The following is a 14,116-nucleotide window of genomic DNA, read 5'->3' on the forward strand; positions in this document are numbered from 1 at the left end:
TGATTATCTATTACGGTGCGCGATAAAACGGCTTATCTCCCAGAATCGTCGCCCGGTGCATAATGCGCCGCTGCGGCAGGTAATCAGCGTTGGCATAATGCTGGGTGACGCGGTTATCCCAGATGGCTACGTCATCAGGCTGCCAGCGCCAGCGCACCTGAAACTCCGGTTTTGTGATGTGCGCAAACAAGAATCCAAGCAGCGCCTCGCTCTCTTTTTCCGTCACATCGACAATCCGCGTGGTAAAGCCTTCATTCACAAACAGCGCCTGTTTGCCGCTCACCGGATGGGTACGCACCACCGGATGCAGCAAAGGTGGATGTTTTGCTACCGCCTCAAGCCAGCGCTGATGCTCCTCGTCAGTTTTGCGGTATTTGTATTCCGGGAACGATTTACGGAAATCATGCTCCGCCCGCAAACCGCTCAGCAACTGGCGAAACGGTTCGGAAAGCGCGTCATATGCGGCAATACCGCTGGTCCATAGCGTATCCCCGCCGGTAGAGGGCAGTTCCTTTGCCGCCAGAATCGCCCCTGCTGGCGGCGTCTCAATAAAGGTCACATCGGTGTGCCAGTTATCGTTATCCGGCGGGTTATCGTTATGGGTATCCAGCACGATAATCTCTTCGACGCCTTCGGCGTGGGGATAGACCGGATGAATATGCAGATCGCCAAAACGCTGTGCCAGCGCGCGCTGTTGCTGTGGCGTAATGGCTTGTTCACGCAGAAAAACCACCTGGTGGCGCAGCACCGCGTGATACAGCTGTTCGAATTGATTATCGCTCAGCGGGCGGGTCAGATCCGCGCCGGAAACCAGCGCGCCAATATACGGCCCCAGCGGGGTAATGCTCAGACGTTCACTCATTGTACTTCTCCATGCCAGGGCGTCAGGCGGCGCTGAAGCGCACGCAGACCCAGTTCTAAAATAAACGCGATCACTGCAATCACCGCGATCCCCGCCAGCACCACGTCGGTTGCCAGAAATTCCCCGGCGGACTGCACCATAAACCCTAAACCCCGGGTGGCGGCAATCAGCTCAGCCGCCACCAGCGTTGACCAGCCCACGCCCAGGCCAATGCGTAATCCGGTGAGGATCTCCGGCAGCGCGCCGGGCAGAATCACAAACCACAATACCTGTACTCGTCCGGCGCCTAACGACTGCGCCGCACGAATGCGAACCTGCTGCGCGCTTTTGACGCCCGCCAGCGCCGACATGGCGACCGGGGCGAAAATCGCCAGATAGATCAGCAGGATCTTGGAGGTCTCGCCAATCCCGAACCAGATCACCATCAGCGGTAAATACGCAAGCGGCGGAACAGGTCGGTAGAGTTCAATGATCGGATCGAGAATGCCGCGTATCGTTGGGCTTAGCCCCATCGCAATGCCCACCGGAATGCCGATAATCACGGCGGCCAACAGCGCCAGCAGAATGCGCGTCAGGCTCGCCGCCAGATGCTGCCACAGCGTGGCGTCCATAAACCCTTGCGGCCCGGCGATGGCGATCAGTTTTTGCAGCACCTGCCCCGGCGGCGGCAGAAACAGCGGGCTGATTAACTGCAACGCCGCTACGCTCCACCACACGGCCAGAATCACCGCTAATGTGCTGATACTCAGGGTAATGCGACGAGAGAACGGCCAGCGCCATTTCAACCCGCGTTGACGCAGCTTATCGTTGATGACCACGCTCATGAGAAGGCCTCCCGTTGTTCAAAGACGCGGCTTAACACATACTCCCGCGTCTCGATAAACTGCGGATCGGATTTAATGCTGCGGCAGGATTCGCCCCCCACAAAGCGGCGGGCGAAATCAAGCGACAGCCGTTCCTGCACGCGACCGGGGCCAGGAGAAAGCAGCACCAGCTCCGTCGCCATAAACACAGCCTCTTCAATATCATGCGTAATGAGCAACACCTGTTTGCCGGTCTCATGCCAGAGTTTCAGCAGCAACGTTTGCATCTGCTCACGGGTGAAAGCATCCAGCGCGCCGAAAGGCTCATCCAGCAGCAGGAGTTGAGGATTTGCCGCCAGCGCGCGGGCGATGCCGACACGCTGGCGCTGCCCGCCGGAAAGCTGCCAGATAAAGCGTTTTCCCGCCCCTTCCAGCCCGACTTTTTTCAGCATCTGCTGCGCAACGTGCCGACGCCGGGTTTTGTCCGCTCCCGCCAGTTGCAGGCCAAGTCCGACGTTATCCTGCACGTTGCGCCAGGGCAGCAGCCCTTCGTTCTGAAAGACGACGCCGCGCTCCGCACCCGGCCCATCGACCCGTTTGCCCGCCAGTTGGATCGTGCCGTGCTGATAAGGCAGAAAACCGGCGATCAGATTCAGCAACGTGGTTTTCCCACACCCTGACGGGCCCAGCACCACTAACAGCTCACCGCTGTCGAGCGTCAGATTGATATCTTCCAGCGCCGGTTTACCGGCGTAATCGGCAAAGAGATGGGAAACTTGCAGCATCCGCGCCTCCTTATTGCACAAAGCGATCGGTGACGTACTGGCTGTAATCCGTCGCGACGGCGGGCACTTTGCCCTGCTCTTTCAGGAACTGCGCGGTGTCGATAATCGCTTTATTGACCGGCCCGTTCAGCTCAACGGCCTGCTGTTGCGCCGTCAGGTAGGTATTGCCTTTCACCAGCCCCGGCACGTCCGTTTCCGGCACGCCGCTTAAGCGCGACAGTTTGCTGATGTTATCCGGCTGCTGAAGCCACGCCTCAGGATTGGCGATATAGGGTTGCTGCGCGTCGATGGCGCTTTTCGCGAATGCTTTGACCACCTCTGGATGTTTTTCCGCGAAGTCTTTACGCACTACCCACACATCCAGCGTCGGCGAGCCCCATTCGCCGACTTTCCCTGAGTCTGTCAGCACGTTCCCGTCTTTTTCCAGCGCGTTAACGGCGGGTGCCCAGACGTAAGCGCCGTCAATATCGCCACGCTGCCAGGCGGCAATGATCGCCGGTGGTTGCAGATTGATGATTTCGACCTGCCCGGGCTTAATGCCCCAGTGTTTCAGCGCCGCCAGCAGGCTGTAATGGGTGGTGGAGATAAACGGCACCGCAATGCGTTTGCCGATGAGATCCTCCGGCTTAGCGATCGTTTTCTTCACCACCAGCGCTTCGGATTCCCCCAGTTTTGACGCCAGCAGGAAAACCTCAATCGGCACCTGTTGGCTGGCGGCGACCGCCAGTGGGCTGGAGCCAAGGTTGCCGATCTGTACATCACCGGAAGCCAGCGCGCGCACGATGCTCGCGCCGCTGTCGAATTTACGCCAGTCAACGGTCGCCCCGCTCTCTTTGGCGAAGGTGTTATCCGCCTGCGCCACTTTCGCCGGTTCGGCGGATGTCTGATACGCGACGGTGACGTTAACCGCCTGCGCCTGGAATGCAATAAACGCCAGTGCGGCGAGAAGTGTGTTACGCGATGAAATACCCATTATTGTCTGCTCCCCTGTCTTGTTATGGGGGCAGTATTTCGTTGCGGCCGAGTTTGATAAAGGAATTAAAAATTCTTGCTAATAGCAAAGCGTTTTTAGAAAAAAAACGGGAATGGTTAGTGTGGAAATGTATTTAGCATTGAGTTGTAGGCCGGATCAGGCGCTTGCGCCGCCATCCGGCAATCCATGCCTGATGGCGCTGCGCTTATCAGCGCCTACCACGACAACAACACCCTGCAAATTATTGCGATTTTGTTACATTCATTCCATAACCACACCCGGATGATTGCCAGCGCAGCGGGGGCAGGCATCATAGAGGCATTATTCGGCAAGAGAGTAAGCATATGATTCGTGTGGTGCTGGTTGATGACCATGTGGTGGTGCGTTCCGGCTTTGCGCAATTATTAAGTCTTGAAGACGATCTGGACGTAGCAGGCCAGTACAGCAGCGCGGCGGAAGCCTGGCCCGCATTATTGCGCGATGACGTTAACGTCGCGGTGCTGGATATCGCGATGCCGGACGAAAACGGGCTGAGTCTGTTAAAGCGGCTACGCGCGCAAAAACCCACGTTTCGCGCCATCGTCCTCAGCATTTACGACACGCCAGCGTTTGTACAAAGCGCGCTGGATGCAGGCGCCAGCGGCTATCTGACCAAACGCTGCGGGCCGGAAGAGCTGGTTCAGGCGGTGCGTTCCGTCGGTATGGGCGGCCACTATCTGTGCGCCGATGCGTTGCGGGCGCTGCGCGGCGGTGAACAGCCGGCGCAGGTGCTGGAGGTATTAACCCCCCGTGAGCGAGAAGTTTTTGATTTACTGGTCAAAGGCGACAGCGTCAAAGAGATCGCATTTAAGCTCGACCTCAGCCATAAAACCGTTCACGTCCACCGTGCTAACGTACTGGGTAAATTGCAGTGCCACAGTACCATCGAGCTGGTGCATTTCGCCCTCGACCACCAGTTGCTGACGGGGCACTGATGTCTCGCGGCGTGCGTTACTGGGTGATCTCACTGTTTATCCTGCTGGCCTGGGGAACAGGTTGGCTGATGCTATGGACGCTGGGCTTTTACCTGACCCATAACGGCCAACAGGCGGCGCTCTTTTTGCCGCACGGCGTTTATCTTGCGCTGTTGATTTTACTCTCCCGCCGTTACTGGCCCGCGCTGATACTGCCGCCGGTGCTGATGCCGTTATGGCTCCATAGCGAGCAACTGCTCAGCGGCTACGTCCTGCTGGCGGCGCCGCTGATCTGCCTGATCCCGGCCAGCATCGGACAAAAATTCTGGCACCGTTTTCCCCTGTACTGGCAGCGTCTCACGCTGCTGCTGGCCGCCGTCACGCTGGCCTCGCTGCTGAATACCGCCCTGCTGTCGCCCTTTATAAAAAGCCCGGCAATGCTGACTGGCCTGGCGTCGTTTACCGGCGGCGTGCTGCTCACCCCCTTTGTTTATCTGGTATTTGAATTTTTACGCCAGCAGCACCGTTATCATCTGTTGGGGCTGGATACCAACAACCCGCCGCTGCGCACTTCGCTGATCATCTGGTGCAGCCTGTTCTTTATTATCGGCATCGGCACGCAAATGGTGCTGTCGCCGGAAATTGAACGCCTGCTGCTGATCGTGGTGTTCCTGCCTAACGTGGTGATGGCGTGGAAGTTTGGCTGGCAGGGCGGCGTGCTCTCCGGTCTGCTGGGCAGCATGATGATCACCATCGCTCGCCAGGTCGGCGTCGGGTTTAACAACCTGGTCGAGCTGGAGATTTTCCTCGCCACCCAGGCGCTACTCGGCATAGGTCTTGGGATCGCCATCAGCCGCCAGCAGCATCTGGCGCAAAACCTGCACCACTATCGCCAGCGTCTGGAGGCGGAGCTGGCGGCACGCCGGGCGCTGACCGAAAAGCTGATCCATACCGAAGAGGATACGCGCAAAAACCTGGCGCGCGAGCTGCACGACGAGATCGGGCAGAACATCACCGCCATTCAGATCCAGTCACAGCTCGTGAAACGCGCGCGCGATCCGGCGCAGACGCAGGCCGCCGCCAGCCAGATAAACGATCTCGCCCGCCGTATTCACCACTCTACCCGCCAGCTGTTACGCCAGCTACGTCCCCCCGCGCTGGATGAGCTGTCGTTCAAAGAGGCGCTGCATCATCTGGTCAACGAATTCGCGTTCCCCGAACGTGGGATTCGCTGCCAGTTTGAGTATCGCCTTACGCTTACCCCGGAAAATGAAACCGTCAGGTTTACCCTCTACCGCCTGTTGCAGGAACTGCTGAACAACGTCTGTAAACATGCCGAAGCCAGCGAGGTCACGATTCTGTTAAGCCAGCAGAAACAGACCCTCCATCTGGAAGTTCGGGACAACGGCACCGGCATCCAGCCTGAAAAAATGCCGGGATTCGGTATTCAGGGGATGCGCGAACGGGTCAGCGCGCTGGGCGGCGAACTGACGCTCGAATCGCTGCACGGCACGCGGGTAATTGTTAACTTGCCCACAATTTTGCAACAAACCACGTCCTGACCAGGAAAAAGTCTTAGTCACTGCGGACTTTCTCTCATCCCCTTTGGTTTTCACTTTCCTATAGTCAGCACAAACGGAGACGGCCATGCACCCACGTTCAATAAGCGAAACAGACCAACGATACCGGGCGCTACGCCTGCGGTTGCTGATGTGCATGGTCATTGGGTATGCCGCGTTTTACCTGACGCGAAAAAGCGTGAATTACGTGCTTCCGGCGCTGCAAACGGATCTGGGACTCGATAAAGGCGATATCGGCCTGTTGGGTTCATTGTTTTACCTGACCTACGGCCTGTCGAAGTTTACCGCCGGGCTGTGGCACGACAGCCACGGGCATCGCTGGTTTATGGGCGTCGGCCTGTTCGCCACCGGCCTGCTGAATGTGGTGTTCGCCTTTGGCGAGTCGCTGACGCTGCTGCTGGCGGTCTGGACGCTGAACGGTTTCTTTCAGGGCTGGGGATGGCCGCCCTGCGCCCGACTGCTGACCCACTGGTATTCGCGCAACGAGCGCGGCTTCTGGTGGGGCTGCTGGAATATGTCGATCAACATCGGCGGGGCGATTATCCCGCTGATTAGCGCTTTCGCCGCCCACTGGTGGGGCTGGCAGGCGGCGATGCTGGCGCCGGGGATCATCAGCATGGCATTAGGTATCTGGCTCACGCTACAGCTGAAAGGCACGCCGCAGGAAGAGGGATTGCCAACGGTCGGCGCATGGCGTCATGACCCGCTGGAGCTGCGCCAGGAGCAGCAAAGCCCGCCGATGGGGCTGTGGCAGATGTTGCGCACCACGATGCTGAAAAACCCGATGATCTGGCTGCTGGGCGTCTCATATGTGCTGGTCTATCTGATCCGCATCGCCCTCAACGACTGGGGCAACATCTGGCTCACGGAAAGCCACGGCGTCAATCTGCTCAGCGCCAACGCCACGGTGATGCTGTTTGAAGTTGGCGGTCTGCTCGGCGCGTTGTTCGCCGGTTGGGGGTCGGATTTGCTGTTCAGCGGCCAGCGCGCGCCGATGATTTTGCTGTTCACGCTGGGGCTGATGGTGTCCGTCGCCGCGTTGTGGTTAGCGCCGGTACACCATTACGCACTGCTGGCGGTCTGTTTCTTCACGGTGGGCTTTTTCGTTTTTGGCCCGCAAATGTTGATTGGCCTTGCCGCCGTCGAGTGTGGGCACAAAGCGGCGGCCGGTTCCATCACCGGGTTTCTCGGCCTGTTCGCCTATCTGGGGGCAGCGCTGGCGGGCTGGCCTCTGTCGCTGGTCATTGAACGCTACGGCTGGTCGGGCATGTTCAGTTTGCTCTCGGTCGCCGCGGTACTTATGGGTTTATTGCTGATGCCGCTGCTGATGGCGGGCATCACCACCTCGCTCAGTCAAAGGATAAAACAATGAAATTGACGCTTACCTCTACCCTGATTGCATCCGGCATTGCGCTGGCAACCTTAACCGGCGCCGCGCAGGCCAAAGGCCGCCTGGTGGTTTATTGCAGCGCCACCAACGAAATGTGCGAAGCAGAAACCAAAGCGTTTGGCGACAAATATGACGTCAAAACCTCGTTCATCCGCAACGGCTCCGGCAGTACGCTGGCGAAAGTGGATGCCGAGAAGAAAAACCCGCAGGCGGACGTCTGGTACGGCGGGACGCTGGACCCTCAGTCCCAGGCGGGTGAAATGGGGCTGCTGCAACCCTACAAGTCTCCCAATCTTGAGCAGGTCATGGAGAAATTCCGCGATCCGGCGAAAGTAAAAGGCAACCTCTCTTCAGCGGTGTATGTCGGTATTCTCGGCTTTGGCGTCAATACCCAGCGCCTGAAAGAGAAAAATCTGCCGGTGCCAAAATGCTGGAAGGATCTGACCAAACCGGAATACAAAGGCGAAATTCAGATTGCCGACCCACAAAGTTCAGGAACCGCGTATACCGCACTGGCGACCTTCGCCCAGCTGTGGGGAGAAGATCAGGCCTTTGATTACCTGAAACAGCTCAACGCCAACGTGTCTCAGTACACTAAATCCGGTATTGCCCCGGCACGTAACGCCGCCCGTGGCGAAACCGCTATCGGCATCGGCTTCCTGCACGACTATTCGCTGGAAAAAGAACAGGGTGCGCCGCTGGAGCTGATCTCTCCGTGCGAAGGCACCGGCTATGAAATTGGCGGCGTCAGCATCCTGAAAGGCGCGCGCAATCTCGACAACGCCAAACTGTTCGTGGACTGGGTGCTGTCAAAAGAAGCACAAGAGCTGGCGTGGAAGAAAGGCAAGTCTTATCAGATCCTGACCAACACCACAGCGGAAACATCACCGAACTCGCTGAAGCTCGACGACCTGAAGCTCATCAACTACGACATGGATAAATACGGTTCTACCGACGTCCGTAAGCAGCTTATCAATAAGTGGGTTAGCGAAGTGAAGATGGGTAAATAAGCCCACATTGCGTTCATTTGCCGGGTGGCGGCGTAACGCCGTACCCGGCCCACAATACCGGAACCGCTATGTCACACACACTTGCACACCATCCCGTGAAAAAACGGGATGCGATATTCTTTTGGGTTCTGCTGGGCTGGCTGGCGTTTGCCCTGCTGCCGAGCTGGAGCCTGGATTACGGCCTGCTGGAGTCCACGGGCGATGAAATCCTTGAGTCCTACGGCTGGTCACAGCGCAATATCAGTTGGCTGTGGTATCTGCTGCCAAGCCTGCTGCTGATTCGCCCGTTCCATGAAGCCAGGCGCGAACAGCGCAGCCGCCATTACCTTGATGCGGGCTGGGCGCTGTTGTGTATGGCCTTTATCGTCATCAGCGCCACCGTTGAAGGCCGTGGTTTAGGCTACGCCACTATCGTGCTGTTCGTCGCGCTGGGCGCGATCATGACGCTGGCGTTGACCCGTCTGGAATGGCTGGGCGGCGACCGCTTCGTGATCGGCTCACTTACCGCCATTGTGGCGCTGATCGGCATCTTTATCGTCTGGCCGAGTATCGCGATTTTCATCCCGATGTTCACCAACGATGCAGGGGAATTCGCGCCGCTGGCGTTTATGACGGTGCTGTCGCAGGCGCATATCATCCAGGTGATCCTCAACTCCATCGCCCTGTCGATTGCGGTGGGCGTGGGCTGTACCTTCTTCGGCCTGGTACTGGCGATTTACACCACCCGCATTGCCAAACGCAGCGCCATTATTGGCCGCATCTTCTCGATTTTGCCAATCGTCACGCCGCCGTTCGTAGTGGGTTTAGGCGTTACGCTGATGATGGGACGCTCCGGCTACGTCACCGAATTTATGGTCGAGTGGTTCGGGCTAACCAACACCAACTGGCTGTACGGGTTTACCGGCATCTGGCTGGCGCAGGTGCTGGCCTTTACCCCGATGGCGTTTATGATCCTCGACGGGGCGATCAAAACTATCCATCCATCGCTGGAAGAAGCCTCGTACACCCTGCGCGCCAGCCGCTGGCAGACCTTTAACGGTGTGTTTGTCCCGCTGCTGAAACCGGCGCTGGCGAACGCCTTTTTAATTGTGGTGGTGCAGTCGCTGGCCGACTTCAGTAACCCGCTGGTGCTCGGCGGTAACTTCGACGTGCTGGCGACGCAGATCTATTTCTATATCACAGGTTCGCAGCTTGATTATCAGGCCGCCAGTACGCTGGGCGCGTTCCTGCTGCTGTTCTCGCTGCTGGTGTTCTGTGTGCAGTATATGTGGATCGGTAAGCGCTCTTACGTCACGGTCTCCGGGAAATCGTACCGTGGCGACGTCCAGCCGCTGCCGGTTACCCTGGTGTGGAGCGTCATCGCCATTCTGGCCGTGTGGATAGCCTTCAACGCCCTGCTCTACGGCAGCATTTTCTACGGTAGCTTCACCGTCAACTGGGGCGTGGATTACACCCTGACGCTGGCGAACTTTATCAAGCTGTTCGGCCAGGGTATGAGCGACGGCGCGTGGCCTTCCCTGCTTGATACGTTGCTCTACGCCGGAATTGCCGCGCCGATCACCGCCATCTTCGGTCTGCTGATCGCCTGGATTGTGGTACGCCAGCAGTTCAAAGGCAAAAAGACTATCGAGTTCACCACCATGCTGTGTTTCGCCGTACCGGGCACCGTGGCGGGCGTGTCGTACATCCTCGCCTTTAACAGCGCCCCGGTGTACCTCACCGGAACGGCGGCGATTGTGATTATTTCGATGGTGATGCGTAACGTGCCGGTTGGGATTCGCGCCGGGATCGCCGGATTAGGCCAGATCGATAAATCGCTGGATGAAGCGTCGCTCAGCCTGCGCGCTGGGAGCTTACGCACCATCACGCACATCCTGCTGCCGCTGCTGCGCCCGGCGATCCTCTCGGCGCTGATCTACAGCTTTGTGCGCGCCATTACTACCGTCAGCGCCATTGTGTTCCTCGTCACGCCAGACACCCGCGTGGCGACGGCCTACATCCTCAACCGCGTGGAAGACGGCGAATACGGCGTGGCGATCGCCTACGGCTCGATTCTGATCGTGGTGATGCTGGCGATTATTTTCATCTTTGACTGGCTGATCGGGGAAGCGCGAATCTCCCGTTCAAAAGCCAAAAACCAGGCGTAATGGAGCGCACTATGAGTCAGAAAAATTTTGTTGAACTGCGCAACGTCACCAAACGATTCGGCAGCAACACGGTTATCGATAATATCAATCTCACCATCCCGCAGGGGCAAATGGTGACGCTGCTCGGCCCTTCCGGCTGCGGCAAAACGACCATTTTGCGTCTGGTGGCCGGGCTGGAAAAACCGAGCGAAGGACAGATTTTCATTGATGGCGAAGACGTCACCCATCGCTCTATTCAGCAGCGTGATATCTGTATGGTCTTTCAGTCTTATGCCCTGTTCCCGCACATGTCGCTGGGGGAAAACGTCGGCTACGGTCTGAAGATGCTTGGCGTGTCGCGCAGCGAAGTGAAAGCCCGTGTGCAAGAGGCGCTGGCGATGGTGGATCTGGAAGGATTCGAAGACCGCTATGTTGATCAGATCTCCGGCGGTCAGCAGCAGCGCGTGGCGCTGGCGCGCGCGCTGATCCTCAAGCCGAAGGTGCTGCTGTTTGATGAGCCGTTAAGTAACCTCGACGCCAACCTGCGCCGCAGCATGCGCGACAAGATCCGCGAACTGCAAAAGCAGTTTGATATCACCTCGCTGTACGTTACCCACGATCAGAGCGAAGCCTTTGCGGTTTCCGATACCGTACTGGTGATGAACAAGGGGCATATTATGCAGATCGGTTCGCCGCAGGATCTCTACCGTCAACCTGCGTCACGCTTTATGGCGAGCTTTATGGGCGATGCCAACCTGTTCCCGGCGACGTTCAGTCAGGAGTATGTGGATATCTACGGCTATCGACTGCCGCGCCCGGCGCACTTTGCCGCCCAGGGTTCCGGCACCGTTGGCGTGCGCCCGGAAGCGATTACCTTGAGCGATCGCGGCGAAGAGAGCCAGCGCTGTGTGATTCAGCATGTCGCCTATATGGGGCCGCAGTATGAGGTGACGGTAGCGTGGCACGGACAGGAGATTTTATTGCAGGTTAACGCCACCCGATTGCAGCCGGACGTGGGGGAAAACTATTACCTCGAAATCCACCCGTACGGGATGTTTGTTTTAGCAGACGCAGTGTAATTGATGCCGGGTGGCGCTACCGCTTACCCGGCCTACGGTTCGTGCACGTTGTAGGCCGGGTAAGGCATCAGCCGCCACCCGGCGCACACTCAACGTTGCGCGTTCAATTCAGCAATATCTTTCGGCGTCGTCCGGCAACAGCCGCCAATCAGCTTCGCACCCGCCGCCAGCCACTGCGGTAAATACTCCGCCAGCGTGGCGCACGCTTCGCCGTGATGATGCCAGGTTTTGCTTACCGCATCGTACCGCTCGCCCGAATTGGGATAAACCACCAGCGGCAGCGCGGTCAGCCCGTGCAAATGCTGCAATGCGGCGGTGACGTTTTCCAGCGCGATACAGTTTACGCCAGTCGCCACAACCTGCGGGCAGGCGTTGAGGAACGCCGCCACGTCACGCAGCGGCGTACCGTCGCTCAGATGCTCACTGTCGCGCAGCGTAAACGAAAACCATGCCCGCGCCCGTGGATATTCGGTTAACAACTCAGCCAGCGCTTTAATCTCAATAAAATTCGGCAGCGTTTCGCAGGCCAGCAGGTCAACGCCCGCATCCAGCAGCGCTTCCACACGCGGGCGATGAAAAGCCTGGAACGCTTCGGGAGTACATACGTAATCCCCGCGATATTCCGCACCGTCGGCCAGATACGCGCCATATGGCCCGACGGAACCCGCCACCAGCAGCGTGCCCGCCTGCGGGTTCTCAGCCAGATACGCTTCCCGCGCTTTGCGCGCCAGTTCCACGCTCTTGCCGATCAGCGCTTTCGACTGCGCTTCATCAAACCCACGCGCGGCAAGTCCTGCGGGCGTTGCCTGGTAGCTGGCGGTAATCGCGCATTGCGCCCCCGCCCGGTAGTAATCAAGGTGGACTTCGCGGATCAGCGCCGGGTTTTCTACCAGCACCTTCGCTGACCACAGGCTATCGGCTAAATCACAGCCGCGCGCTTCCAGTTCCGTCGCCATCGCCCCGTCCAGCAACAGGAAATCCTGTTTATCGAGGATGGCGCTCAACGGATTATGTTGCGACATAGTCTGGCTCCTGTTTCTGCTTATGAAATCGGCAATGAAACAAGCACCATAACACAGCGCGCCGGGCGGTAATCGGGAGCGCTACGCAATTATTAAAGACCCGTCAGCCTTGTACCAGCCGCAAACGCGCGCGCCGGGCGCTCAGCACCGGGTGAGGAGTAACAATGAGGTAAAGAAAGGGTCGCCAGCTCATAATACCTCCGCTGCCAGAATCTCTTACAACTCTGGCAACAAGGCGGCGCACCGGCGCTCAGACAGAAGTGGGAACATACCGTCCCCACTCATACGACGGAATGAGGACAACGTCAGGAACCGGGGTCGATATCAGCCGACAAACTGACGTCAGCCCGGCAGAATGGCGAAAAACCTTCAGGGTGTGGCATCATAACGCGCAGATAACAACAAATTCAGGGTGATGAATGTGAAACCGGTAACGCTCTATGATGTTGCAGACCGTGCAGGCGTCTCTTATCAGACCGTCTCTCGCGTGGTGAATCAGGCCAGCCACGTTTCCGCCAAAACCCGTGAAAAAGTCGAAGCCGCGATGGCGGAGCTGAATTACATTCCCAATCGCGTCGCGCAGCAGCTGGCGGGTAAACAAACTCCGCTCATCGGCGTCGCCACCGCTAACCTCGCGCTGCACGCGCCGTCGCAAATTGTCGCGGCGATTAAATCCCGCGCCGACAGGTCAGGCGCCAGCGTGGTGATCGCGATGGTGGAGCGCAACGGAGTAGACGCCTGCAAAGCGGCGGTACATAACCTGCTGGCGCAGCGGGTAAGCGGGTTGATCATCAACTACCCGCTTGATGAGAACGATGCCATTGCCGTTGCCGCCGCCTGCGGCAACGTGCCGGTACTGTTTCTCGACGTGTCCGATCGGTTCCCCGTTAACAGCATTATCTTTTCCCATGACGACGGCGCGCGTCTGGGCGTTGAGCATCTGGTAGAACACGGGCACCAGCGCATCGCGCTGTTGACAGGGCCGCACTCGTCCGTCTCTGCGCGGCTAAGACTGGCGGGCTGGCATAAATATCTGACCCACTATCAGTTGCGACCGGTGGCAGAAACGGAAGGCGACTGGAGCGCGATGTCCGGCTTCCAGCAAACCATGCAGATGCTCAATGACGGAACGATGCCCACCGCAATACTGGTGGCTAACGATCAGATGGCGCTGGGCGCCATGCGGGCGATCGCCGAGTTTGGCCTGCGCATCCCGCAGGATATCTCGGTGATAGGCTACGATGACACCGAAGACAGCGCCTGCTACATCCCACCGCTGACCACCATCAGACAGAATTTCCCCCTGCTTGGCGCAACCAGCGTCGACAAACTGCTGCAACTCTCCCGTGGCGAGCCCGCCACCGATAACCAGCGACTCCCCGTTTCATTGGTTCAGCGTAAAACCGTGCAGCCCCCCAATGCTCAGGTCACTTCTCCGCAGGCGTTGGCCGACTCCCTGATCCAACTGGCTCGTCAGGTTTCGCTGTTAGCGCCGAAAATGTGAACGCATAACAATTGTGTGAGTCAGTTCAC

12 protein-coding genes are annotated in these 14,116 nt (G+C 58.3%); 7 read left to right on the plus strand and 5 right to left on the minus strand.

The genetic code is table 11. The features are described 5' to 3' along the window. Nucleotides 1-10 precede the first annotated feature (10 nt). From tauD to tauA, 4 genes are read right to left on the minus strand one after another with little or no spacing between them, the layout of a single operon-like run. Nucleotides 11-862, minus strand: a complete 852-nt coding sequence (gene tauD, locus OGV83_RS02885; protein ID WP_112002459.1) for a taurine dioxygenase — start codon at nt 860-862, stop codon at nt 11-13. Next, on the minus strand, nt 859-1,686 hold the full coding sequence (gene tauC / locus OGV83_RS02890) for a taurine ABC transporter permease TauC (protein WP_012133629.1): 828 nt from the start codon (nt 1,684-1,686) through the stop codon (nt 859-861). Before tauC ends, tauD begins: the two co-directional genes overlap by 4 nt. Beyond that, nucleotides 1,683-2,450: a taurine ABC transporter ATP-binding subunit gene (tauB, locus tag OGV83_RS02895; RefSeq protein WP_286450923.1), complete on the minus strand. Its 768-nt coding sequence runs from the start codon at nt 2,448-2,450 to the stop codon at nt 1,683-1,685. The genes tauC and tauB overlap by 4 nt, the downstream gene beginning before the upstream one ends. 10 nt (nt 2,451-2,460) lie before the next feature. Then, nucleotides 2,461-3,423 (minus strand): taurine ABC transporter substrate-binding protein, encoded by a 963-nt coding sequence (gene tauA, locus OGV83_RS02900; protein WP_012133631.1) that lies wholly within the window; start codon nt 3,421-3,423, stop codon nt 2,461-2,463. A 344-nt stretch (nt 3,424-3,767) separates the two neighbouring features. Between tauA and OGV83_RS02905 the strand changes: the two genes are divergently transcribed. The 6 genes from OGV83_RS02905 (at nt 3,768) to fbpC (ending at nt 11,561) form a co-directional block, all read left to right on the plus strand. Continuing rightward, nucleotides 3,768-4,397, plus strand: a complete 630-nt coding sequence (locus OGV83_RS02905) for a response regulator transcription factor (protein ID WP_047458568.1) — start codon at nt 3,768-3,770, stop codon at nt 4,395-4,397. Further along, on the plus strand, nt 4,397-5,938 hold the full coding sequence (locus OGV83_RS02910; protein WP_012133636.1) for an MASE1 domain-containing sensor histidine kinase: 1,542 nt from the start codon (nt 4,397-4,399) through the stop codon (nt 5,936-5,938). Before OGV83_RS02905 ends, OGV83_RS02910 begins: the two co-directional genes overlap by 1 nt. A gap of 85 nt (nt 5,939-6,023) precedes the next feature. After that, nucleotides 6,024-7,328: an MFS transporter family glucose-6-phosphate receptor UhpC gene (uhpC, locus tag OGV83_RS02915; protein WP_200028350.1), complete on the plus strand. Its 1,305-nt coding sequence runs from the start codon at nt 6,024-6,026 to the stop codon at nt 7,326-7,328. After that, entirely contained in the window at nt 7,325-8,356 is a 1,032-nt protein-coding gene (locus OGV83_RS02920) for an ABC transporter substrate-binding protein (RefSeq protein WP_012133638.1), read from the plus strand. Before uhpC ends, OGV83_RS02920 begins: the two co-directional genes overlap by 4 nt. A 68-nt stretch (nt 8,357-8,424) precedes the next feature. Continuing rightward, complete coding sequence (locus OGV83_RS02925) at nt 8,425-10,503, plus strand: ABC transporter permease (RefSeq protein WP_012133639.1); 2,079 nt, start codon at nt 8,425-8,427, stop codon at nt 10,501-10,503. 11 nt (nt 10,504-10,514) lie between these two features. Then, nucleotides 10,515-11,561 carry a ferric ABC transporter ATP-binding protein gene (fbpC, locus tag OGV83_RS02930; RefSeq protein ID WP_024130614.1) on the plus strand — a complete coding sequence of 349 codons (1,047 nt, stop codon included), beginning with the start codon at nt 10,515-10,517 and terminating at the stop codon, nt 11,559-11,561. Between the two features lie 89 nt (nt 11,562-11,650). Here fbpC and mmuM read toward each other — a convergent pair whose 3' ends face one another. Further along, a complete protein-coding gene (gene mmuM / locus OGV83_RS02935; RefSeq protein ID WP_134769687.1) occupies nt 11,651-12,583 on the minus strand; it encodes a homocysteine S-methyltransferase in 933 nt (310 codons plus the stop codon). A 421-nt stretch (nt 12,584-13,004) separates the two neighbouring features. On the opposite strand from mmuM, the gene OGV83_RS02940 reads away from it, so the two are divergent. Beyond that, nucleotides 13,005-14,087 carry a LacI family DNA-binding transcriptional regulator gene (locus OGV83_RS02940; RefSeq protein ID WP_112002472.1) on the plus strand — a complete coding sequence of 361 codons (1,083 nt, stop codon included), beginning with the start codon at nt 13,005-13,007 and terminating at the stop codon, nt 14,085-14,087. The last annotated feature ends 29 nt before the right edge of the window (nt 14,088-14,116 follow it).

The sequence above is a fragment of the Citrobacter sp. CK189 genome (genome assembly GCF_030333505.1).
In the GTDB taxonomy this organism is placed as follows: Bacteria; Pseudomonadota; Gammaproteobacteria; order Enterobacterales; family Enterobacteriaceae; genus Citrobacter_B; species Citrobacter_B koseri.